General features: G+C 71.8%; 18 protein-coding genes. 1 reads left to right on the top strand and 17 read right to left on the bottom strand.

The genetic code is table 11. The features are described from left to right. Positions 1-7: 7 nt before the first annotated feature. Together lspA and OG764_RS25895 are read right to left on the bottom strand one after the other, a co-directional pair. Positions 8-565, bottom strand: coding sequence for a signal peptidase II (lspA, locus tag OG764_RS25900; protein ID WP_328970825.1), 558 nt, complete (start codon positions 563-565; stop codon positions 8-10). Between the two features lie 81 nt (positions 566-646). Next, entirely contained in the window at positions 647-1,636 is a 990-nt protein-coding gene (locus OG764_RS25895; RefSeq protein WP_328970824.1) for a TraR/DksA family transcriptional regulator, read from the bottom strand. A gap of 615 nt (positions 1,637-2,251) precedes the next feature. On the opposite strand from OG764_RS25895, the gene ileS reads away from it, so the two are divergent. After that, the gene (gene ileS, locus OG764_RS25890) at positions 2,252-5,398 is read left to right on the top strand and encodes an isoleucine--tRNA ligase (RefSeq protein WP_328970823.1); all 3,147 of its coding nucleotides are present in this window, start codon (positions 2,252-2,254) and stop codon (positions 5,396-5,398) included. A gap of 412 nt (positions 5,399-5,810) precedes the next feature. Here ileS and OG764_RS25885 read toward each other — a convergent pair whose 3' ends face one another. The 15 genes from OG764_RS25885 to OG764_RS41765 form a co-directional block, all read right to left on the bottom strand. Continuing rightward, positions 5,811-6,983, bottom strand: coding sequence for a DivIVA domain-containing protein (locus OG764_RS25885; protein WP_328970822.1), 1,173 nt, complete (start codon positions 6,981-6,983; stop codon positions 5,811-5,813). Between the two features lie 70 nt (positions 6,984-7,053). Continuing rightward, positions 7,054-7,344 carry a YggT family protein gene (locus OG764_RS25880; protein WP_226739480.1) on the bottom strand — a complete coding sequence of 97 codons (291 nt, stop codon included), beginning with the start codon at positions 7,342-7,344 and terminating at the stop codon, positions 7,054-7,056. Positions 7,345-7,440: 96 nt separating this feature from the next. Further along, complete coding sequence (locus tag OG764_RS25875; protein ID WP_328970821.1) at positions 7,441-8,049, bottom strand: cell division protein SepF; 609 nt, start codon at positions 8,047-8,049, stop codon at positions 7,441-7,443. A gap of 149 nt (positions 8,050-8,198) precedes the next feature. Further along, positions 8,199-8,918, bottom strand: coding sequence for a YggS family pyridoxal phosphate-dependent enzyme (locus tag OG764_RS25870; RefSeq protein ID WP_328970820.1), 720 nt, complete (start codon positions 8,916-8,918; stop codon positions 8,199-8,201). 3 nt (positions 8,919-8,921) lie between these two features. Beyond that, entirely contained in the window at positions 8,922-9,653 is a 732-nt protein-coding gene (gene pgeF, locus OG764_RS25865) for a peptidoglycan editing factor PgeF (RefSeq protein ID WP_328970819.1), read from the bottom strand. Beyond that, positions 9,650-10,867: a cell division protein FtsZ gene (gene ftsZ, locus OG764_RS25860; protein ID WP_328970818.1), complete on the bottom strand. Its 1,218-nt coding sequence runs from the start codon at positions 10,865-10,867 to the stop codon at positions 9,650-9,652. Before ftsZ ends, pgeF begins: the two co-directional genes overlap by 4 nt. A 285-nt stretch (positions 10,868-11,152) precedes the next feature. Next, entirely contained in the window at positions 11,153-11,983 is an 831-nt protein-coding gene (locus OG764_RS25855; protein ID WP_328970817.1) for a cell division protein FtsQ/DivIB, read from the bottom strand. Between the two features lie 41 nt (positions 11,984-12,024). Then, the gene (gene murG, locus OG764_RS25850; RefSeq protein ID WP_328970816.1) at positions 12,025-13,119 is read right to left on the bottom strand and encodes an undecaprenyldiphospho-muramoylpentapeptide beta-N-acetylglucosaminyltransferase; all 1,095 of its coding nucleotides are present in this window, start codon (positions 13,117-13,119) and stop codon (positions 12,025-12,027) included. Positions 13,120-13,125: 6 nt separating this feature from the next. Next, a complete protein-coding gene (gene ftsW / locus OG764_RS25845; RefSeq protein ID WP_328970815.1) occupies positions 13,126-14,517 on the bottom strand; it encodes a putative lipid II flippase FtsW in 1,392 nt (463 codons plus the stop codon). 53 nt (positions 14,518-14,570) lie between these two features. Then, the gene (murD, locus tag OG764_RS25840; protein ID WP_328970814.1) at positions 14,571-15,998 is read right to left on the bottom strand and encodes a UDP-N-acetylmuramoyl-L-alanine--D-glutamate ligase; all 1,428 of its coding nucleotides are present in this window, start codon (positions 15,996-15,998) and stop codon (positions 14,571-14,573) included. Further along, a complete protein-coding gene (gene mraY, locus OG764_RS25835) occupies positions 15,980-17,050 on the bottom strand; it encodes a phospho-N-acetylmuramoyl-pentapeptide-transferase (protein ID WP_328970813.1) in 1,071 nt (356 codons plus the stop codon). Before mraY ends, murD begins: the two co-directional genes overlap by 19 nt. Further along, the gene (locus OG764_RS25830; protein ID WP_328970812.1) at positions 17,047-18,480 is read right to left on the bottom strand and encodes a UDP-N-acetylmuramoyl-tripeptide--D-alanyl-D-alanine ligase; all 1,434 of its coding nucleotides are present in this window, start codon (positions 18,478-18,480) and stop codon (positions 17,047-17,049) included. Before OG764_RS25830 ends, mraY begins: the two co-directional genes overlap by 4 nt. Before the next feature lie 2 nt (positions 18,481-18,482). Continuing rightward, positions 18,483-20,165, bottom strand: a complete 1,683-nt coding sequence (locus OG764_RS25825) for a UDP-N-acetylmuramoyl-L-alanyl-D-glutamate--2,6-diaminopimelate ligase (protein ID WP_328970811.1) — start codon at positions 20,163-20,165, stop codon at positions 18,483-18,485. A gap of 9 nt (positions 20,166-20,174) precedes the next feature. After that, on the bottom strand, positions 20,175-22,124 hold the full coding sequence (locus OG764_RS25820) for a peptidoglycan D,D-transpeptidase FtsI family protein (RefSeq protein ID WP_328970810.1): 1,950 nt from the start codon (positions 22,122-22,124) through the stop codon (positions 20,175-20,177). 90 nt (positions 22,125-22,214) lie between these two features. Continuing rightward, positions 22,215-23,006, bottom strand: coding sequence for a hypothetical protein (locus OG764_RS41765; RefSeq protein ID WP_443056044.1), 792 nt, complete (start codon positions 23,004-23,006; stop codon positions 22,215-22,217). Between the last annotated feature and the right edge of the window lie 4 nt (positions 23,007-23,010).

Below are 23,010 nucleotides of genomic sequence, written 5' to 3'. Positions count from 1 at the left end.
CGCCGCGTCAGTCCTTGTGGACGGTCCCGTCCGGGTCCAGACCCTTGAAGGAGAGCAGCACGATCAGGATGCCGCCGCACACGATCGCGGAGTCCGCGAGGTTGAAGACGGCGAAGTTCGCCGGCGCGATGAAGTCGACCACGGCGCCCCGGAAGATCCCCGGGGAACGGAAGATCCGGTCGGTGAGATTGCCCAGCGCGCCGCCCAGCAGCAGACCCAGCGCGATCGCCCAGGGCAGGCTGTACAGCTTGCGCGCCAGGCGCACGATGACCACGATCACGGTCGCCGCGATCAGCGTGAAGATGATCGTGAAGGCCTCGCCGAAACCGAAGGCGGCGCCCGGGTTGCGGATCGCGTCGAACCTGAGCAGGTCGCCGACGATCTCGATCGGCGCCCGGTGCTCCAGCTTCGCCACCACGAGCATCTTGCTGCCCAGGTCCAGCAGGTACGCGAGCACGGCGACGACCAGCAGGGCCGTGATCCGCCGCCGCCCCTTGGGCTGCGCGGCCTCCGGCCCGGCTTCGCCGACCTCTGGCGTACCGGTGATGCTCTCCGCCTCTGCCACGTGGATTCCCTCAACCTAGGTGCTCGACCACCACGAGGGTACGTCACACCCGTCGAGGCACCGCAGGTCGTCACGGCCTTCCTAGTGCCGGCGCTCCTGCTGCTGCTTGCACTCCACGCACAGCGTGGCCCGTGGGAAGGCCTGCATGCGCGCCTTGCCGATGGGCTTGCCGCAGCTCTCGCAGACCCCGTACGTGCCCGCCGCCAGGCGCTCCAGGGCCCGCTCGCTCTGCTCCAGCATCTCGCGGGCGTTCGAGGCCAGCGAGAGCTCGTGCTCCCGGGTGATGTTCTTCGCCCCGGTGTCCGCCTGGTCGTCGCCCGCGCCGTCGCCGGAGTCCCGCATCAGCCCGGAGATGGCCTGCTCGGAGGCGTCCAGCTCGGCGCGCAGCCGCAGCACCTCGCTCTCCAGCTCGGCCCGGGCCCCGGCCACCTCGTCCGGGGTCCAGGGGTCCTCGCCGGGGCGTACGGCGAGCTCGCCCGGCTCCACCGGCCCGGCGCCGGTCGCGCGGGTCCTGGGCAGGCCGCTGGTGGCCGCCTCGGCCGTCTTCCTCGCCGTGGAGGTGCGCGCCGTACCGCTTGCCGTGCCGGTGCTCTTCTTCGCGACCACTTCGGCTCCCGTCTCCTGCTGCTCGGCGGCCGCGGCCGCCTCGGTGGTGGCGGCCCCGGCCGGGGCCTTGCCCGCTGCGGTCCGCCGGGCGGGCGCGGCCTTCCCGGCCGCCGCCGGAGCCGCGTCGCCGTGCGCCGCCTTCGTCGGAGCCCGCTTCGCCGTTGCCCGCTTCGCGGCGGTCTTGCGCGGCGCGGCCTCGCCCGCCGCCTTGCCGGCCGCGGTCTTGACCTGCACGGTCTTGCCGGCCGCGGTCTTGACCGGTGTGGTCGTGGCGGCCGCGGCCTTGTCCACCGCCGTCCCGTTCGGCGCGGCCTTTCCGGAAGCCGTCTTGCGGGGCGTCGCGGAACCCTTCACGGCGGCCTTCTTCGCGGCCGTCGCGGTGCTCTTCTTGCCGGCCACGCCCTTGGCCGTGCCGGCGGACTTCTTGGACGCCGTCTTCTTCTCGGCGGTCTTCTTCGCCACCATGGCCGCGGCCCCTTCACATATTGTGATCTTGCGCGCGAATCGTGCTGGGACGATAAATCGACTCCGGCGCCGCGGCAACGGGGCACGCCGCCACCCGGACCCGCCCACTGCCCCCACCAGGTGTGTCTGCCCTCCCTTGTTCCCAGCTCGCCGCCCGGTAATCCGCTCCGCGGGAGCCACCGGCGCCGCGGCGGGCGCGTCGGGCCATTCGGGCGACGCCCGACGGCTCCCGCGCGCCCCCGCCCCGCGGCCGGGACCGCACCCCGCGCGGCGCCCCGCAAACCGGTCTGCCGAGCCGCCCCGCGGCCCTTACACTGGGCCCAGCGAGAGGCATGGATGGGGACGAGTAGCGTCGGACGCAGCCAGGAGCGACCCGGGGACGGTGAGAGCCCGGGGGCGAGCGCGATGCGAAGGATCACCCCGGAGCCGCCGGAAGAAAGCCCGCACGGGGCCCGCAGGGGTCCGTGCGGCGAGTAGAACCGGCTTCGCACCCCAATGAGGGGGTCATCGGGCGCGCACGCGCTCCGGCGGCCAAGGAGGGTGGTACCGCGGGAGCTGCGCGCTCTCGTCCCTCCGGACGGAGACGACAGCCCGCCGGAGGAAGAGTTCAGCCTCATGACCACACCGCCGCAGTACCGCCCGGTCCCCGCCCAGGTCGACCTGCCCGCCCTGGAACACGCCGTCCTGGAGTTCTGGCAGGAGAGCAAGACCTTCGCCAAGACCCTGGAGCAGTCCGAGGGCCGCCCGGAGTGGGTCTTCTACGAGGGCCCGCCGACCGCCAACGGCATGCCCGGCGCGCACCACATCGAGGCCCGCGTCTTCAAGGACGTCTTCCCCCGGTTCCGCACCATGCGCGGCTACCACGTCGCCCGCAAGGCCGGCTGGGACTGCCACGGCCTGCCCGTCGAGCTCGCCGTCGAGAAGGAGCTCGGCTTCAACGGCAAGCAGGACATCGAGGCGTACGGCATCGCCGAGTTCAACGCCAAGTGCCGCGAGTCCGTGACCCGCCACACCGACGCCTTCGCCGAGCTCACGACCCGCATGGGCTACTGGGTGGACCTCGACGACGCCTACCGGACCATGGACCCGGAGTACGTCGAGTCCGTCTGGTGGTCGCTTAAGGAGATCTTCAACAAGGGCCTGCTGGTCCAGGACCACCGCGTCGCCCCCTGGTGCCCGCGCTGCGGCACCGGCCTCTCCGACCACGAGCTGGCCCAGGGCTACGAGACGGTCGTCGACCCGTCCGTCTACGTCCGCTTCCCGCTGACCTCCGGCCCGCTCGCCGGTGAGGCCGCGCTGCTGGTCTGGACGACCACCCCGTGGACCCTGGTGTCCAACACCGCGGTCGCCGCGCACCCGGACGTCACGTACCTCGTCGCCACCAACGGCGAGGAGAAGGTCGTCGTCGCCCAGCCGCTGCTGGAGAAGGCGCTCGGCGAGGGCTGGGAGGCCACCGGCCAGACCTTCACGGGCAAGGAGATGGAGCGCTGGACGTACGAGCGCCCGTTCTCGCTCGTCGAGTTCCCGGCTCCGGCCCACTACGTCGTGAACGCCGAGTACGTCACGACCGAGGACGGCACGGGTCTGGTCCACCAAGCCCCCGCCTTCGGCGCCGACGACCTCGCCGTCTGCCGCGCGTACGGCCTGCCCGTCGTGAACCCGGTCCGCCCCGACGGCACCTTCGAGGAGGAGGTCCCGCTGGTCGGCGGCATCTTCTTCAAGAAGGCCGACGAGCAGCTGACCGCCGACCTCGACGCCCGCGGCCTGCTCTTCCGGCACATCTCGTACGAGCACAGCTACCCGCACTGCTGGCGCTGCCACACCGCGCTGCTGTACTACGCGCAGCCGTCCTGGTACATCCGCACCACCGCCGTCAAGGACGCGATGCTGCGGGAGAACGAGAAGACGAACTGGTTCCCCGACTCGGTCAAGCAGGGCCGCTTCGGCGACTGGCTCAACAACAACATCGACTGGGCGCTGTCCCGCAACCGCTACTGGGGCACGCCGCTGCCGATCTGGCGCTGCGAGGAGAACCACCTCACCTGCGTCGGCTCGCGCGCCGAGCTGTCCGAGCTGTCCGGCGCCGACCACTCGGCCCTGGACCCGCACCGGCCGTACATCGACGACGTCACCTTCACCTGCACGCACGAGGGCTGCTCGCTCGAAGCGGTCCGCGTGCCGGAGGTCATCGACGCCTGGTACGACTCGGGCTCGATGCCGTTCGCGCAGTGGGGCTACCCGTACAAGAACAAGGAGATCTTCGAGAAGCGCTACCCGGCGCAGTTCATCTCGGAGGCGATCGACCAGACCCGCGGCTGGTTCTACACGCTGATGGCGGTCGGCACCCTGGTCTTCGACAAGTCCTCGTACGAGAACGTGGTCTGCCTGGGCCACATCCTCGCCGAGGACGGCCGCAAGATGTCCAAGCACCTGGGCAACATCCTGCAGCCCATCCCGCTCATGGACCAGCACGGCGCGGACGCGGTCCGCTGGTTCATGGCGGCCGGCGGCTCCCCGTGGGCGGCCCGCCGCGTCGGCCACGGCACCATCCAGGAGGTCGTCCGCAAGACCCTCCTCACGTACTGGAACACGGTGGCCTTCCAGGCCCTGTACGCCCGTACGTCGAACTGGGCCCCCTCCGCGGCCGACCCGGCGCCGGCCGACCGCACGGTCCTCGACCGCTGGCTCCTTTCGGAGCTCCACACCCTCGTCTCCGAGGTCACGGAGGCGATGGAGTCGTACGACACCCAGCGGGCCGGCAAGCTGCTGTCCGCCTTCGTCGACGACCTCTCGAACTGGTACGTCCGCCGCTCGCGCCGCCGCTTCTGGCAGGGCGACAAGGCCGCGCTGCGCACCCTGCACGACGTGGTCGAGACGGTCACCCGCCTGCTGGCCCCGCTGACCCCGTTCATCACCGAGCGGGTCTGGCAGGACATGATCGTCCCGGTGACCCCGGACGCCCCGGAGTCGGTGCACCTCTCCACCTGGCCGGTCGCGGACACCTCGGCGATCGACCCGGTCCTGTCCCAGCAGATGCTGCTGGTCCGGCGCCTGGTCGAGCTGGGCCGCGCCACCCGCGCCGAGTCCGGCGTCAAGACCCGCCAGCCGCTGTCCCGCGCGCTGGTCGCGGCCACCGGCTTCGAGGCCCTCTCGCAGGACCTGCACGCGCAGATCACGGAGGAGCTGAACGTCTCCTCCCTGGCCTCCCTCTCCGAGGTCGGCGGCTCGCTGGTGGACACCACCGCCAAGGCGAACTTCCGTGCCCTGGGCAAGCGCTTCGGCAAGGGCGTACAGGACGTCGCGAAGGCGGTGGCCGCGGCCGACGCCGCCGCGCTGTCCCTGGCCCTGCGCGCCGGCAACGCCACCGTGACCGTCGACGGCGAGGAGGTGGCCCTCTCCCCCGAGGAGGTCATCATCACCGAGACCCCGCGCGAGGGCTGGTCCGTGGCCTCCGACGCGGGCGCGACCGTCGCCCTCGACCTGGAGATCACCCCGGAGCTGCGGCTGGCGGGCCTGGCCCGCGACGCGATCCGGCTGATCCAGGAGGCCCGCAAGAACTCGGGCCTCGACGTGGCCGACCGCATCGCCCTGCGGTGGTCCGCCGAGTCCGACGAGGTCGTCACGGCCCTGACGGACCACGCGGCGCTGATCGCGGACGAGGTCCTCGCCACGGACTACGCCGCCGGCGAGGCGGACGGCACGTACGGTGACCCGTTCACGGACGAGTCCCTGTCCCTGACCTTCCGCCTCCGCAAGGCGTAACCGCCCTGCGGCCCCGCCGCCCGAAACGGCGCCCCCTCCGGGGGGCGCCGTTTCTGTTTCCCCACCCCGCCCTTTCCCGAAAGCGGGGGCGCCGGACGGACTCGATGCTGCCGGGCAGCGGCACATTCCAGCCTCGCCGGCGTTTGAGGCGCGGGGGTGTGGCGCCGGACGGACTCGATGTTGCCGCACAGCGGCACATTCCAGCCTCGCCGGCGTTTGAGGCGCGGGGTCCGGGGCGGAGCCCCGGGAAACGGCGAAAGGGCGGGTAGGGGACCAGCCCCGCAGGGCACCCCACGCCGCCCGCCCGGGAACCGGCCCGCACGCGAAAGGGCCGGGCCCCCGGATCCACTAGGGGATCCAGGGGCCCGGCCCTGACAGCCTGCCGACGGCTATGCGCTCAGCGCGCGCCCCGTCAGTTGTCGTCCTCGTCGATCAGGAAGCCGCGCATGGGAGACGGCGCCTGCTGCATCGGCTGCGGAGCAGCCGGCCGCACCGGAGCCATCGGCTGCGTCATCGCGGGCGACATCTGCTGCTGCCCGCCACCGTAGGACGGTCCGCCACCCATCGGCGAAGGCCCACCCATCGGCGAGGGACCGCCCATGGAGTGGCCGCCCATCGACCCGGCGGGAGCCATCGAAGGCTGCGGAGCCGGCGGCAGCGAAGCGGTCGCGGGGGTACGCGGCGGCGCGAGCGAGTCGTCGGCCTGGGTCTCCAGCTGACGCAGCTGGCTCTCCAGGTACGACTTCAGACGCGTGCGGTACTCGCGCTCGAAGCCGCGCAGGTCCTCGACCTTGCGCTCCAGCGTGGCGCGGGCGGACTCCAGGGAGCCCATCGCGACGCGATGCTTCTCCTGCGCGTCCCGCTCCAGCGCGTCGGCCTTGGCGCGGGCGTCCCGCTCCAGGCCCTCGGCGCGCGAACGAGCCTCGCCGACGATCTTGTTGGCCTCGGAACGGGCCTCCGCGATCGCCTGGTCCGCGGTCTGCTGCGCGAGCGACAGGACACGGGCGGCGCTGTCGCCACCAGGACCCTGGCCCTGCGGCAGCTGCGGCGGCTGGTGCTGCTGCATCTGCTGCTGCATCGGCGGCTGCATCTGCTGCTGCATGGGCTGCTGCATCTGCTGACCCATGGGCTGACCCATCGGGTTCTGGCCACCCATGGAGGGGTTGCCCTGCATCGGGTGCTGCATCGGGCCGCCCATGGGGCCGCCCATCGGGCCGGGACCCTGCGGACCGTGTCCACCGGGGCCGGGCGGGAGCTGCGGCGCACCACCGGGCAGCTGGGGCGGACCCATCTGCGGGGGCTGCTGCTGGACCGGCGGGCCGGATATGGCGGCGGGCACGGGTGCACCGGGGCCGCGCTGGTCCTGGGGCTCAGGCTTGCGCATGCCCTGCTGCTGCTGGTTCTGCGCGGCGGCACGCGTCGCGGCGGCCAGCTTCGCGCGCAGGTCCTCGTTCTCGCGCAGCAGGCGGGTCAGTTCGCCTTCGACCTCGTCGAGGAAGGCATCGACCTCGTCCTCGTCGTAGCCTTCTCGCAGGCGGACGGTCGTGAACTGCTTGTTCCGCACGTCCTCAGGGGTCAGCGGCATCTCTTCTTCACCTCTACGTAGTCGTCGGCAGTCGGCAAGACCGTATCGTCCGCGGTCATCCTCATCTGGGTCATCTCGCGAAGCCGCTCACGATGGAGATCAGGATGTAGACGATGATCATCAGAACGAAGAAGGACAGGTCGAGTGCCACGCCCCCGAGACGCAGCGGCGGAATGAACCGCCGCAGAAGCTTGAGCGGTGGATCGGTGACAGTGTAGGTGGCCTCCAGAACGACCACCATCGCCTTCCCGGGTTCCCATGAACGTGCGAACTGGAAGACGTAGTCCATCACCAGTCGGAAGATCAGCACGATGAGGAAGCACATCAGAGCGATGTAGACCACCTGTAGTGCGACGCCCATCCCGCGCTTCCCTCTCCCCTGCCTTCACCGCTCCGGCCGCGTCGGCCGGACCGTTCGTTCCCGGTCTCTCTTCCGGCCCCAGGACCGAAAACCTGTCTAGCTCTGGTTGAAGAACCCACCCTCTGCAATACGGGCCTTGTCCTCCGCCGTGACATCGACGTTAGCAGGAGACAGCAGGAACACCTTCTGAGTCACGCGTTCAATGCTGCCATGCAGGCCGAAGACCAGACCGGCCGCAAAGTCGACAAGTCGCTTCGCATCGGTGTCGTCCATCTCCGTGAGATTCATGATCACGGGGGTGCCTTCGCGGAAGTGTTCCCCGATGGTACGGGCCTCGTTGTACGTCCGGGGGTGCAGTGTCGTGATGCGGTACGGCTCCCGCTCGGACACGACCTTGGGCATGATCACGGGGGCGTTCTTCTCCAGGCTCGGTCGTTCAGGTGTGATGGATGCCACGGGGGCGATTCGCGCCGGACGTCCACTTTCCACCGGTTGTGAGATGGGTTCGCGCTGCGCCGGCGGCTGTACAGCTCGTACCGGTTCGTCCTGTTGTGCGGGCTGATGCGGAGGCTGATGCCGCCGGCGGTCCCGTTCCGGTTCGGGCTCGGGCTCGAACTCGTCGTCGGGGTCGAACCCCGGGCCGTCGTATCCATCGTCCTCCACGAGGCCGAGGTAGACCGCCATCTTGCGCATCGCGCCGGCCATGCTCTGAGTCCTCCGCTCTGTGGTGGATCGGTCTGCCGCCAGTGTCAGTTTTGTCACCAAGGCGCCAAGTGCCCGCGATCCACGTGGTCTGCCCGCTCATCAGTGGGATTGACCATATTTTCTGCTGTGGTCCGACTTGCTTGGCGACGTTACCCGAGGCGGGGTCGGTCTCCGAGTACCGCAGTACCGACGCGCACATGTGTCGCTCCGGCCGCCACGGCCTGTTCGAGGTCACCGCTCATCCCCGCCGAGACCATCGTGGCAGTCGGATGAGCAGCGCGCAGGCGGGATGACAATTCCACCAGTCGTGCGAACGCGGCCTGTTCGCGACCCGCGTACGGACCCGAGAGCGGCGCCACCGTCATGAGGCCGTCGAGGCGCAATCCCGGAGCATCCGTCACGAGCCGGGCCAGTTCGTCGATCTGGTCCGGGGCGGCGCCGCCGCGCTCCCCCCGGGTGCCCGACTCCGCGTCGAGCGCCACCTGGAGGAGGCAGCCGAGTTCGCGGCCGGCCCGCTCGGCCGCCGCGGAGAGCGCGGTGACCAGCTTCGGGCGATCGACCGACTGCACGATCTGCGCATATCCGGCCACGGAACGAACCTTGTTGGTCTGCAACTGGCCGACGAAGTGCCAGGTCAGCGGCAGATCCGCACAGGCCGCGGCCTTCGGGGCGGCGTCCTGGTCCTTGTTCTCCGCCACATGACGGACGCCCAGCTCGGCCAGCAGCCGTACGTCGCTCGCGGGGTAGGTCTTGGTGACGACGACGAGCGTCACCTCTTCCCGCTTGCGCCCGGCCGCGGAGCAGGCGGACGCGATGCGTCCCTCCACCCGCGCCAGGTTCGCGGCGAGCTCTGACTTACGGTCCGTCATCTTTCAATCCAACCAGACATATCCGGCAAGCCGCCCGGTCACCCGGTCGCGGCGGTACGAGAAGTGGTCGCGGGACTCAAGGGTGCAGAACGGCGAACGCCGCACGTCCTCGACGCCCAGGGCGGCCAGCTGCGCGTGCACCCCGGCGACCACGTCGACGGCGGGCGTTCCCCAGCTGGTCTCCGCGTGGGCCTCGGGCACCACCGCCGCCACCTCGTCCCGCATCCGCGCGGGGACTTCGTAGCAGCGCCCGCAGACGGCGGGGCCGGTGCGGGCGGTGATCCGGCCGGGGTCCGCACCCAGTGCGGTCATCGCCTCGACGGCGGCGGGCACGACGCCCGCGACCAGTCCGGGCCGCCCGGCGTGGGCGGCGGCCGCGATCCCGGCGACCGGGTCGGCCAGCAGGACCGGGGTGCAGTCGGCGGTGAGCACCGCGAGCGCCACTCCCCGGCGGGCGGTCACCACCGCGTCCACGGCGGGGACGGCCGCGCCGTCTTCCCATGCCCCGTCGACCACGGCCACGTCCCGGCCGTGCACCTGGTTCATCCAGACCACCCGGCCCGGGTCGATGCCCAGGGCCTGCGCGGCGCGCGTCCGGTTGGCCAGCACAGCGGCCGGGTCGTCCCCCACGGCGCCGCCGAGATTGAGCTCCTCGTACGGAACGGCGCTCACTCCGCCCCACCGGTCGGTGAAGGCGAAGTGCGCGCCGCTCACAGTGTGCTGCTCGCCTATCACTTCAAGAAGTCCGGGACATCCAGCTCTTCGGCGGGGCTGTCCTGGTACGGCCGGGCCGTCGGGACCTGCGGGGCGGTGGCCGTCGGGGTGGCCGGCACCTCGACGACGGGGATCGCCTCGACCGGGGCCGGGGGATCCTCGCGCGGGGTGACCGAGCCGAGGCCGCCGAAGGCGGGCCGGGCCGGCTCGGCGGCGCGGACCGGGGCCGCGGGCTCCTCGCGCTTGGTGGACGCGGCGCCGATCACGTTGTCCCGGCGGGCAGGCGGCTGTCCGCCGTCGAAGCCGGCCGCGATGACGGTGACCCGCACCTCGTCGCCCAGGGCGTCGTCGATGACGGCGCCGAAGATGATGTTGGCCTCGGGGTGCGCGGCCTCGCTGACCAGCTGCGCGGCCTCGTTGATCTCGAAGAGACCGAGGTCCGAGCCGCCGGAGATGGAGAGCAGCACGCCACGGGCGCCGTCGATGGACGCCTCCAGGAGCGGCGAGGAGATCGCCATCTCGGCCGCGGCCACCGCGCGGTCGTCGCCGCGGGCCGAACCGATGCCCATGAGCGCCGAGCCGGCCTCGGACATCACGGACTTGACGTCGGCGAAGTCGAGGTTGATCAGACCCGGGGTGGTGATCAGGTCGGTGATGCCCTGGACGCCCGAGAGCAGGACCTGGTCGGCCGACTTGAAGGCGTCGAGCACGCTGACCTGGCGGTCCGAGATGGACAGCAGCCGGTCGTTGGGGATGACGATGAGGGTGTCGACCTCTTCGCGGAGCTCGGCGATGCCGTCCTCCGCCTGGTTCGCGCGGCGGCGGCCCTCGAAGGTGAACGGCCGGGTGACCACACCGATCGTGAGGGCGCCCAGCGAGCGCGCGATGTTGGCGACGACGGGTGCGCCGCCGGTGCCGGTGCCGCCGCCTTCGCCGGCGGTGACGAAGACCATGTCGGCCCCCTTGAGGACCTCCTCGATCTCCTCGCGGTGGTCCTCTGCCGCCTTGCGGCCGACTGCCGGGTTGGCGCCGGCGCCAAGGCCGCGGGTCAGTTCCCGGCCGACGTCGAGCTTGACGTCGGCGTCGCTCATCAACAGCGCCTGGGCGTCCGTGTTGATGGCGATGAACTCGACGCCCTTGAGACCGACCTCGATCATTCGGTTGATGGCATTGACACCACCGCCGCCGACACCGATGACCTTGATGACTGCGAGGTAGTTCTGCGGTGCTGCCACGTCGAAGGCCTCTCGCCTCGAGTTACGTGTCGCCGCCTCGCGGGCCTGCGGTGCGACGACTGATGCCGAAAAGGGGGCGGTTCGACAGCGCGACTGCCGACCCGAACCCTAACCCTGAAGTTTAGGGTTAACTGTGTGTCTGTTCCTTGGACTCTTCCGAACAGGACACTAAGTCGACAAGTGGCGCGCGTTCAACGAACACGCCGAACCTCCCGTTTTTCTTTTCACCCTATGTGATCACCCGGATCGCTGGCCAACCAGGGTGCGCCGCTGTTCGACCTCGCGTCAACTCCCGCTCACCGCAGGGGCGGTGGGAGCGCTCACATCGAACTGCGTCGCGCCCGGCGCCGCCTTCATCAGAGCGGTCAGCGTGCGGGCCTTCGACTCCCCCTGTTCGGCGCTGCCCCACACGACCGTACGGCCCCGGGTCAACTCCAGTACCACGGAATCGTACGAGCGGACCCGCATCGTCCGGGTGTCCCGCGCGACCGCCGGGGGCAGCTCCGCCGCGATGCCGACCGCCTCGTGCAGCAGCCGCTCCTCGCCGAAGCGTCGCAGACTCGGCGACTCCTCCGCGTCCAGCCGCAGTTCCGGAACGCCTGCGGGAGCCTTGGCGACCGTGGCGAATCGCACACCCGTGGCGTCCACTTCCACGTATCCCGTGCCCTTTTTGACCAGCAGGACGGGTTTGCGCTCCGTCACTTTCAGACCGATTCCGTGCGGCCAGGCGCGGACCACGTCGACGGTGTCGATCCGCGGCAGCGCACCGCGCACCCGGGCGGCGATCTCGTCGGTGTCCACGCTCGCCATCGGCGCGCCGACGGGAACGGCGGCGGCCGTGCGGACCTGTTCGGCGGTCAGCACCCCGGTGCCGGTGATGCCCACCTTTTCGACGCGCAGCCAGGAGGACCCGTACAGCACCCAGGTGCCGCCGCCCGCGAGGAGGACGGCGGCGGCCAGGACCGCCACCGCGAGGACCTTGCGGGAGCGCGGGCCCCGGGGCCGGGCGGCCGCGGAAACCCGTTTCGGCTTCCGCGGCTTCCTCGGGCCGGGCGACGCGGGAGGTCCGGCCGCGTCCTTGGTGCCACCGCGCTGCGCGGTCGTCGGTCCGGCCACTCCTGTCGCCTCCTGCGTCCGTGGTTCCCCTGACCTCGGTGTCAGCGGTTCCTGTGTGCGGCGATCGCCTCGTACACCATGCCGACCAGCAGCTCGTCGGCGTCCCGGCGGCCGAACTCGGCGGCGGCGCGCGACATCTCGTACAGCCGGTGCGGGTCCGCGAGCACCGGGAGGACCTGGCTCTGGATCCATCCGGTGCTGAGCTCCGCGTCGTCGACGAGCAGGCCGCCGCCGGCCTTGACCACCGGCTGGGCGTTGAGCCGCTGTTCGCCGTTGCCGATCGGCAGCGGCACGTACGCGGCGGGCAGCCCGACGGCGGAGAGTTCGGCGACGGTCATCGCGCCCGCGCGGCACAGCATCATGTCGGCGGCGGCGTACGCGAGATCCATCCGGTCCACGTACGGTACCGGGATGTACGGCGGCATCCCGGGCATGTTGTCGACACGCGGCAGTTCGTTCTTCGGGCCGACCGCGTGCAGGATCTGGATGCCCGAGCGCTGGAGCGTCGGCGCGATCTGCTGGATCACCTCGTTGAGGCGGCGGGCGCCCTGCGAACCGCCGGACACCAGCAGCGTCGGCAGGTTGGGGTCGAGGCCGAAGGCCGCCCGCGCCTCGGCGCGCATCGCGGGCCGGTCGAGGGTCGCGATGGAGCGGCGCAGCGGGATGCCGATGTAGCGGGCGCCGCGGAGCTTGCTGTCCGGGGTGGAGACCGCGACTCCGGCCGCGTAGCGGGAGCCGATCTTGTTGGCGAGGCCCGGGCGGGCGTTGGCCTCGTGGACGATGATCGGCACGCCGAGCCGCTTGGCGGCGAGGTAGCCGGGCAGGGCCACGTAGCCGCCGAAGCCGACGACGCAGTCGGCCTTGGTCCGCTCCAGGATCTGCTCGGCGGCCTTGATCGTGCCGCGCAGCCGCCCGGGGACGGTGATCAGTTCGGGGGTGGGCTTGCGGGGCAGCGGGACGGCCGGGATCAGTCCCAGCTCGTAGCCGCGTTCCGGCACCAGACGGGTTTCAAGGCCGCGTTCCGTGCCGAGGGCCGTGATGCCCACGGAAGGGTCCTGCCTGCGCAGGGCGTCCGCGAGGGCGAGCGCCGGCTCGATGTGGCCGGCGGTCCCCCCACCGGCGAGTACGACATGCACCGAAATTCACCGCTCTCCGGACGGACGCTTCTTGACGCGCCGTCTCATCGATTTCCATCTCAGCCCGGTCCGCTTCCAGCCGGTCTTCCTCGGCTGTCGCATCGCGAGCGCCGCGCGCGCCGCCGGTTCCTCCCGCGCGAAGGCGATGAGCAGTCCGACGGCGAACATGGTCGGCAGCAGGGCCGAACCCCCGTAGGAGAACAGCGGGAGCGGGACTCCGGCGATCGGCAGCAGACCGAGCACCGCACCGATGTTGATCACGGCCTGTGCCGTGATCCAGGTGGTCACGCCTCCCGCGGCATACCTGACGAAGGGGTCCTCCGTGCGTCCTGCCACGCGGATACCCGCATAGCCTAGGGCCGCGAACAGGGCCAGCACCGACAGCGTCCCCGCGAGACCCAGTTCCTCCCCGGTGATGGCGAAGATGAAGTCGGTGTGGGCTTCGGGTAGTTGTCCCCATTTTTCCACACTCGCGCCCAGGCCGGAACCGAACCATCCGCCGGACGCCAGAGCGAAGATGCCGTGTACGGCCTGCCAGCAGTCGCCCTTGGGGCCCAGGTCGGTGGCACCGATGCAGGCGAGCCGTTCCATCCGGTGCGGGCTGGTCTTGATGAGCACGGCCACGATGAGACCCGCGACGGCGAGCACGCCGACGAACAGCCGGGTCGGCGCGCCGGCCACCCACAGCAGTCCGAAGAGGATCGCGGTGAGGATGATCGCGGTGCCCATGTCCCCGCCGAGCATGATCAGTCCGAGCAGCATGAACGTCACCGGCACCAGCGGCACCAGCAGGTGCTTCCACTGGCTCAGCAGCTGCTTGTCGCCCTTGCGCGCCAGCAGGTCGGCGCCCCACAGGATCAGCGCCAGCTTGCCGAACTCGCTGGGCTGGAGCATGAAGGGGCCGCCCAGCGAGATCCAGTTCTGGTTGCCGTTGATCGACACCCCTATCCCGGGGACCTGGACCAGCACCATCAGGAAGACGGTCCCGGCGAGCGCCGGGTACGCCAGGGCCCGGTGCAGCTTCACCGGCATCCGGGAGGCGACGAGCAGCAGCCCGGTGCCGATCAGGGCGGCGAGGAACTGCTTCTGGAAGAAGTACGAGGCGGACAGTCCCAGCTGCAACGCCTTGATCATGGATGCCGAGTACACCATGATCAGGCCGAGCACCGTGATCAGCAGACCACTGCCGAAGATCAGGTAATACGCGGTGAGCGGCCGGTCCCAGGTGCGCCGCAACTGCCGGTACGTACGCCGGAACCGCTCAAGCGGTCCGCGGCCGCGGCCGGACGGTCCCGGCCGCGGGGACCTGGGGGTCCTCGGAGATCTCAGGGACCGCTTCCGGCCCGGTGCCTTCGGCACGGACGGCCGCCGCCCCGCGCCCACCGCGACGCGCTGCATGTCTGTTCCCCTCCACTCGTACGAGCAGCCGGCCGGACAGACCCTGCCCCGGCCTAGGCGCTCTCGGCGGCCAGTTCGCGTACGGCGTCGGCGAAAGCGTCACCCCGCGCGTTGTAGTTCGCGAACATGTCCATCGAGGCGCAGGCGGGGGCCAGCAGGACCGTGTCGCCGGGCTCTGCGAGCCGGGCCGCTTCCCGGACCGCCGCAAGCATCGCCCCAGTGTCGGTCCGGTCGAGGTCGACCACCGGGACCTGCGGGGCGTGTCGCGCGAGCGCTTCGCGGATCAGCTCCCGGTCGGCGCCCATCAGCACGGCGCCGCGCAGCCGCTTCGCAGAGTTGCGGACCAGGTCGTCGAAGGTCGCGCCCTTGGCGAGGCCGCCGGCGATCCAGACGATCGGTTCGTACGCGGCGAGGGAGGCCTCGGCGGCGTGGGTGTTGGTGGCCTTGGAGTCGTCGACGTACGCGACCCCGGCGACGTCGGCCACGTGCGCGATGCGGTGCGCGTCGGGGCGGAAGTCGCGCAGGCCGTCGCGGACGGCGCGGGGCTCGACGCCGAAGGCGCGGGCCAGCGCGGCCGCGGCGAGGGCGTTGGCGATGTTGTGCGGGGCCGGCGGGTTGACGTCCGAGACCTCGGCGAGTTCCTGGGCGTTCTTCTGCCGGTTCTCGACGAAGGCGCGGTCGACGAGGATGCCGTCGACGACGCCGAGCATGGAGGGGCCGGGGGCGCCGAGGGTGAAGCCGATGGCCCGGCAGCCCTCTTCGACGTCGGCCTCCACGACCAGGTCCTCGGTGGCCTTGTCGGCGACGTTGTAGACGCAGGCGACGGTGTTGCCCTCGTAGATGCGGCCCTTGTCGGCGGCGTACGCCTCCATGGAGCCGTGCCAGTCGAGGTGGTCGGGGGCGAGGTTCAGCACGGCCGCCGAGTGGGCGCGCACCGAGGGCGCCCAGTGCAGCTGGTAGCTGGAGAGTTCGACGGCCAGGACGTCGTACTCCTGCTCGCCGAGGACCACGTCGATGATGGGGGTGCCGATGTTGCCGACGGCGGCGGTGCGCAGGCCGGCGGCGCGCAGGATCGACGCCAGCATCTGCGTGGTGGTCGTCTTGCCGTTGGTGCCGGTGATCGCGAGCCAGGGCGCGGCGCCGGGGCCGCGCAGCCGCCAGGCGATCTCCACGTCGCCGACCACGTCGACGCCGGCGGCCGCGGCCGCCGCGAAGAGCGGGCTGGAGGGCTTCCAGCCGGGCGAGGTGACCACCAGGCCGGTGCCCTCGGGCAGGGTGTCGGCATCGCCGAGGCGGACCTCGATGCCCAGCCCGGCCAGTTCGGCGGCGCGGGCCCGGTGGTTCTCGCCGTCCCCGCCGTCGACCACGGTCACGCGGGCGCCGAGGCCGGCCAGGGCGCGGGCGGCGCTGATGCCGCTCACGCCGAGGCCGGCGACGGTGATGTTCATGCCCTGCCAGGAGGTCACTTCTCTGCTGCCCATCCCGCGTAGAAGAGTCCGAGACCGACGATCACGCACATGCCCTGGATGATCCAGAAGCGGACCACGACAAGGACTTCGGACCAGCCCTTGAGTTCGAAGTGGTGCTGGAGCGGCGCCATCCGGAAGACCCGCTTGCCGGTGAGGCGGAACGAACCGACCTGGATCACCACGGACATGGTGATGAGGACGAACAGGCCGCCGAGGAGCGCGACGAGCAGCTCGGTGCGGGAGCAGATCGCCAGACCGGCGAGCGCGCCGCCGAGGGCGAGCGAGCCGGTGTCGCCCATGAAGATCTTGGCGGGCGAGGTGTTCCACCACAGGAAGCCGAAGCAGGCTCCCATCAGGGCGGAGGCGACGATCGCGAGGTCCAGCGGGTCGCGCACCTCGAAGCAGGCGGCCGGGTTGGTGAGGGTCTCCGCGTTGGCGCAGGACTCCTGGTACTGCCAGACGCCGATGAAGGTGTAGGCACCGAAGACCATGACGGCCGCGCCGGTCGCCAGACCGTCCAGGCCGTCCGTCAGGTTCACGCCGTTCGACATCGCGAGGATCATGAACAGCGCCCAGATGACGAACAGCACCGGGCCGATGGACCAGCCGAAGTCCATGACGAAGGACAGCTTCGTGGACGCCGGGGTGAGGTTCTTGGAGTCGGAGAACTGGAGCGCGAGCACCGCGAAGGCGATGCCGACGATCAGCTGTCCGGCCATCTTCGCCTTGGCCCGCAGGCCCAGCGAACGCTGCTTGACGATCTTGATGTAGTCGTCGAGGAACCCGACCAGGCCCATGCCGGCCATCAGGAACAGCACGAGCACGCCGGAGAACGTCGGCTCGCTGGACGTGATGACCTTCGTCAGGGCGTACGCGATGAGCGTGGCCAGGATGAAGGAGATGCCGCCCATGGTGGGCGTGCCCTTCTTCCCGGCGTGGCCGCGCGGGCCGTCGTCCCGGATGAACTGGCCGTAACCCTTGCGCGCCAGCAGCTTGATGAGCAGCGGGGTGCCGATGAGGGTCAGGAAGAGCCCGATGACTCCCGCGAACAGGATCTGCCTCATCGGCCCGAGACCTGCCCCTCTGCAGCGGCGCCGTCGAGCAGCGCGAGCGCGACCCGCTCCAGACCGACCGACCTGGACGCCTTCACCAGCACGACGTCTCCCGGGCGCAGTTCACTGCGCAACAGGTCGACCGCCGCCTGTGCGTCGGACACGAGCACCGACTCCTCACCCCACGAACCCTCGTTATATGCGCCCAGTTGCAGCCAGGAGGCTTCCCTGCCCCCGACTGCGACGAGCTTGCTCACGTTGAGCCGGACGGCGAGCCGTCCGACCGCGTCGTGTTCAGCGAGCGAATCGTCACCGAGCTCGGCCATGGGACCGAGCACCGCCCACGTACGTCCCCCCTGCGCCCTGGTGGCGCCTCCCATGGCGACCAGCGCGCGCAGCGCTGCCCGCATGGACTCGGGGTTCGCGTTGTAGGCGTCGTTGACGACCGTCACGCCGTCCGAGCGCTCGGTGACCTCCATCCGCCAGCGGGACAGCGTGCCCGCCTCGGAGAGCGCGCGGGCGATCTCGTCGACGGACATGCCCAGCACATGGGCGACGGCGGCCGCGGCGAGCGCGTTCGACACGTGGTGCTCACCGTACAGCCGCAAGGTCACCGTGCTGCACCCGGTGGGTGTGTGAAGCGTGAAGGAAGGCTGTCCCTGCGGCGTCAGGCGGACGTCCTCGGCCCGGACTTCGGCGTCGGGCGCCTCTCCGAACAGCACGGTACGGGCCCGGGTGCGGGAGGTCATGGCGCGGACGAGCGGGTCGTCGGCGTTGAGGACGGCGACGCCGCCGTCGGCCGCCGCGGGCAGGGCCTCGACCAGTTCGCCCTTGGCCTGGGCGATCTGCTCGCGGCCGCCGAACTCGCCGATGTGGGCGGTGCCCACGTTCAGGACGAGGCCGATGCGCGGCGGGGTCAGGCCGGTGAGGTAGGAGATGTGGCCGATGCCGCGGGCGCCCATCTCCAGGACGAGGTGCCGGGTTTCGGCGGTGGCCTGGAGCGCGGTGAGCGGCAGGCCGATCTCGTTGTTGAGGGAGCCGGGGGTCCACACGGTCGGCGCGTGGTGCTGGAGGACCTGCGCGATGAGGTCCTTGGTGGAGGTCTTCCCGGCGGAGCCGGTCAGGGCCACCACGTCGGTGCCGAGGCGCTCGACGACCGCGCGGGCGAGGGCGCCGAGGGCCTCCTGGACGTCCGGGACGACCACGGCGGGCACGCCCACGGGCCGCGCGGCGAGGACGGCGGCGGCTCCGGCGGCGACGGCGCGCTCGGCGTAGTCGTGGCCGTCGACGTGCTCGCCGACGAAGGCGACGAAGAGGCTGCCGGGCCGCACGTCCCGGGAGTCCTTGACCACGGGCCCGGTGATGCGTGCGGACGGATCCGGTATGTCGTGGGCAAGCCCGCCGGTGATGTCGGCGATCTCGGCGAGGGAGAGGGCGATCACGGTTACACCTCGGCCTGTCGGGCGTGCTCGCGCTGTGCCTCGATGGCGGCGCGCAGCACCTGTCGGTCGTCGAAGGGGCGGACCACGCCGCCGGTGTCCTGGCCCTGCTCGTGGCCCTTGCCGGCGACGAGCACGGTGTCGCCGGGTTCGGCGCGGGCCACGGCCGCCGCGATGGCGGCGGCCCGGTCGGGGTCGACGAGTACGTCGCCGCGGTCGGCGGCGGGCACCGAGACGGCCCCTTCGAACATGGCGGCGAGGATGGCCAGGGGGTCCTCGGAGCGCGGGTTGTCGGAGGTCAGCACGGTGGTGTCGGCGAGCCGGGCCGCGGCGGCGCCCATCGGGCCGCGCTTGGTCTGGTCGCGGTCGCCGCCGCAGCCGATGACGATGTGCAGCCGGCCCTCGGTGACCTTGCGCAGGGCGCGCAGGACCGATTCGACGGCGTCCGTCTTGTGCGCGTAGTCGACGACGGCGAGGTACGGCTGGCCCGCGTCGACGCGCTCCAGGCGGCCGGGGACGCCGGGGACCGCGGCGACGCCGTCGGCGGCGGCCTGCGGGTCGATGCCGGCGGCGGCGAGGGTGACGATCGCGGCGACGGTGTTGGCCACGTTGAACGGGCCGGGCAGCGGGGCGGTGGCCCGCACCCGTACGCCGCCGGGGCCGGTCAGGACGAGGGTGGAGCCGACCGGGCCGGAGACGACGTCCTCGGCGCGCCAGTCGGCGGCCGGGTCGCCGTCGGCGGAGAAGGTGACGACCGGGATGGCCGACTCCTTCGCCAGCCGGCGCCCGTACTCGTCGTCGAGGTTGACCACGCCGAGGCGGGCGCGGCGCTCGGTGAAGAGCTGCGCCTTCGCCTGGAAGTAGTCCTCCATGTCGGAGTGGAACTCCATGTGCTCCGGGCTGAGGTTGTTGAAGACGGCGACGTCGAAGACGGTGCCGTCGACCCGGCCGAGCACCAGCGCGTGGCTGGAGACCTCCATCGCGACCGCCTCGACGCCGCGCTCGCGCATGACGGCGAAGAGGGCCTGGAGGTCGGTGGCCTCGGGGGTGGTGCGCTCGGACTTGATGCGCTCGTCGCCGATGCGCATCTCGACGGTGCCGATGAGTCCGGTGCTGCGGCCGGCGCCGCGCAGGCCGCCCTCGACCAGGTAGGCCGTGGTGGTCTTCCCGGAGGTGCCGGTGATGCCGATGCGCAGCAGTTCGCTGCCCGGGCTGCGGTAGATCGCCGCGGCCAGCTCGCCCATCCGGGCGCGCGGGTCGGGGACGACGAGGACCGGCAGTCCGGTGGCGGCGGCCCGTTCGGCGCCCGCGGGGTCCGTGAGGACCGCGGCGGCGCCGAGGCCGGCGGCCTGCGCTGCGAAGTCGGCGCCGTGCAGGCGGGCACCGGGCAGAGCCGCGTAGACGTCGCCGGGCCGCACGGCCCGCGAGTCGTGCGTGATGCCGGTGATCTCCGCCGGGGCGGAGGCCGTGACGTCGGTTCCCAGCAGCGCGGCCAGCTCACCCAGCGGGGTCGGGCGCAGCGTCGCGGGCCGGGGCGCGCCCGGCGGCACTGCCGGGGCGTCTTTCTGGGCGGTTCTGGGCTGATCAGCGTGGGGCACGGCGGTGAGCGTACCGGGCGCACCCGGCCCGCCGGGAATTGAGGGGGCCGGGGTGCGGTGGTTCCCGGGGTCCTGGGTGATCGTCGTCACTGTGGTGCCTTACGGGGTGAAGGTGACCGGCAGTCCTGCCGGGGCGGTGCCGGAGGGGGCGATCTGCTGGGTCTTGAGGGCGAACTCCATGACCTTCTTGTAGATGGGGCCGCAGATCTGGCCGCCGAAGTAGCTGCCCCTGGTCGGGTTCTGGATGGCGCAGTAGACGGTGATCCGCGGGTCGTCGGCGGGGGCGAAGCCGGCGAAGGAAGCGGTGTAGCCCTTGTAGCGGCCGGTGGCCGGATCCACCCGGTTGGACGTTCCCGTCTTGCCGCCGACGCGGTAGCCGGGGATGCGCGCCTTGGTTCCGGTGCCCTCCTGGTCGTCGACGACCGATTCGAGCATCTGGGCGAGCGTCTTGGCGGTGGCCTCGCTGACGACCCGGGTCTTGGGGGGGTCGGCGGCCGGCGTGAACCGGCCGTCGGGGCCGCGGCTGCCGCGCACCAGGGTGGGTTCGATGCGGACGCCGCCGTTGGCGATGGTCGAGTACACGGAGGCCGCCTGCATGGCGTTGAGGGACAGGCCCTGACCGAAGGGGATCGTGTACTGCTGCGAGGTGGACCAGTCGCGGGGCTTGGCGAGGATGCCGCGGGATTCACCGGGGTAGTCGAGGCCGGTGGGCTGCCCGATGCCGAAGTTCGTCAGGTACGAGTACAGGACGTCGTTGGCGTCGGACTGGGTCTTGCCGAGCCGGCCGGTGGCCATGATGGTGCCGATGTTGCTCGACTTGGCGAGGACGCCGTTGAGGGTCAGGTACCAGGTCGGGTGGTCGATGTCGTCCTTGAAGAGCCGGTCTCCGCGGTGCAGCCGGTTGGGCACGGTGACGTGGGTGAGCGGGCCGGCGGCCTTCTCCTCCAGTACGGCGGCCATGGAGATGACCTTGGCGGTGGAGCCGGGTTCGTACACGTCCTGGAGTGCCGCGTTGCCCATGGCCGCGGAGCGGGCCTTGCTGAGGTCGTTGGGGTCGAAGCCGGGGGCGTTGGCCATGGCCAGGACCTCGCCGGTGCGGGTGTCCTGGACGATGACGTAGCCGCGGTCGGCGGCGGAGGCGCGGACCTGTTCGGTGATGGCGTTCTGCGCGGCCCACTGGATGTCGCGGTCGATGGTGAGTTCGATGTCGGCGCCGGGCACGGCGGGCTTCTCGTGGGAGCCCGCGGTGGGCACGCGGCGGCCGCCGGCCTGGGCGTACCGCAGTTCGCCGTCCTCGCCCGCGAGCTTCTCGTCGAGGGCGGATTCGAGGCCGCCGGCGCCCTTGCCCTCGGCGTTGACGTATCCGATTATCCCGGCGGCGAGGTCTCCGTTGGGGTACACCCGCTTGCTGCTGGGCTCCTGGAAGACGCCGGCGAGGACGTTGGCGCCGGGGCCGGTGCCGCGCTTGTCGGCCTGGGCCTTCTCCGAGAAGGCCTTCTTGAGGTCCTTGATCTGGTTCCAGACCTGCGGGGTCTGGCGGCGGGCCAGGACGACGTACTTGGTGTTCGGCGTCTTCAGGCGGGCCGTGATCTCCTTCGGGTCCTTGTCGAGGAGCGGTCCGAGGAGGGCGGCGGCCTGCTCGGGGGCGTCGAGTGCCTTGCTCTCCTGGGGCGTGAACATCGTGGGGTCGGCCGTGATGTCGTACGCGTCGACGCTGGTGGCGAGCGCGATGCCGGACCGGTCGGTGATCCGGCCGCGCTCGGCGGCCAGGGTGTAGGTGGCGTACCGGTTCTTCTGTGCCTGGGCGGTGTACTCGGAGGCGTCCACGGCCTGCACCTGGAGCAGCCTCACCACGAAGGCCACCATGACCAGGGTCAGGCCGATGCTGACCAGCCGCAGGCGGGGCTTGGGGCTGCCGAGCCGGATGTTGCGCGCGGCCGCGGGCCGGGGCCGGCGGGGCCGCGCGGCGGCGGTCCGGGGGCGCTCGCCGCCGGTACGCGGCCGGCCGGGGCCGGGTACGCGCCGCCGGGGCGGTTCCTGGGGGCTCACCGGGCCTCCCCCGGGTGCCGGGGGCGGGGGGAGCGGGCGGGGCACGGGGCGGGGCCCGTGCCGCGGGCCGGTTCCTGGGCGGTCACAGCGTCACCTGCCGGGGGTCGGGGTGGGCTTCGCGTCGGGGTCGGGGGTGCCGGGTTGAGGGGCGGCGGGGGCACCGGCGCTGGCGCCGGCGCTGTTGCCGGTGCCCGTGGTGTTGCTGCCGGTACCGGCACTGCCCGTGCCGGTGGTGCCGGTGCCGGTGGTGCCCGTGCCGGTGGTGCCGGTGGTGCCGGTGCCGGTGGTGCCGGTGGTGCCGGTGCCGGTGGTGCCCGTGCCGGTGGTGCCGGTGGTGCCCGTGCCGGTGGTGCCGGTGGTGCCGGTGCCGGTGGTGCCCGCTCCGGTGGTGCCGGTGCCGGTCCCCGCGGACGGGGCGGGGCCCGCAGGAGTCGCGAGGGGGCTGCCGCCCGGGTGCGGGGCGGGGGCGGCCGCCGGCGGGGCGGCGACCGGGTCCTGCGGTGGGGCGGAGGCGGTGCTGGGCACGCCGTTGAGCTTGCCGTCGGGGCCGAGGAAGACCGGGCTGCCGCCGGGCACCAGGCCCAGTTCGCGGGCGCGGCGCTCCAGCGCGTCGGGCGCCGAGAAGGCGTCGACGTCCTTCTGCAGGGCCTGCTGCTCGTCGGTGAGCGCGGTGGTGTCCTTCTTGAGCCTGCTGAGGTGGAAGGAGCCCTCGTTGAGGGCCGAGTTCAGCAGCAGCAGGGTGATCAGGCCGCCGCCGAGGAGCACGACGACCAGCAGGACGAACGGGGTCCGCGCCGGCCCGGCGGGCCCGCCGGGCCGGGCCCGGAGCACCCCCCCGAACCGGCCGGCCGGCCCGCCCGCCGGCGTGGACCCCTTGTTCACGCGG

This window comes from Streptomyces sp. NBC_00239, assembly GCF_036194065.1.
Lineage (GTDB): Bacteria > Actinomycetota > Actinomycetes > Streptomycetales > Streptomycetaceae > Streptomyces.
This window is presented reverse-complemented; position numbering and strand designations above follow the sequence as displayed.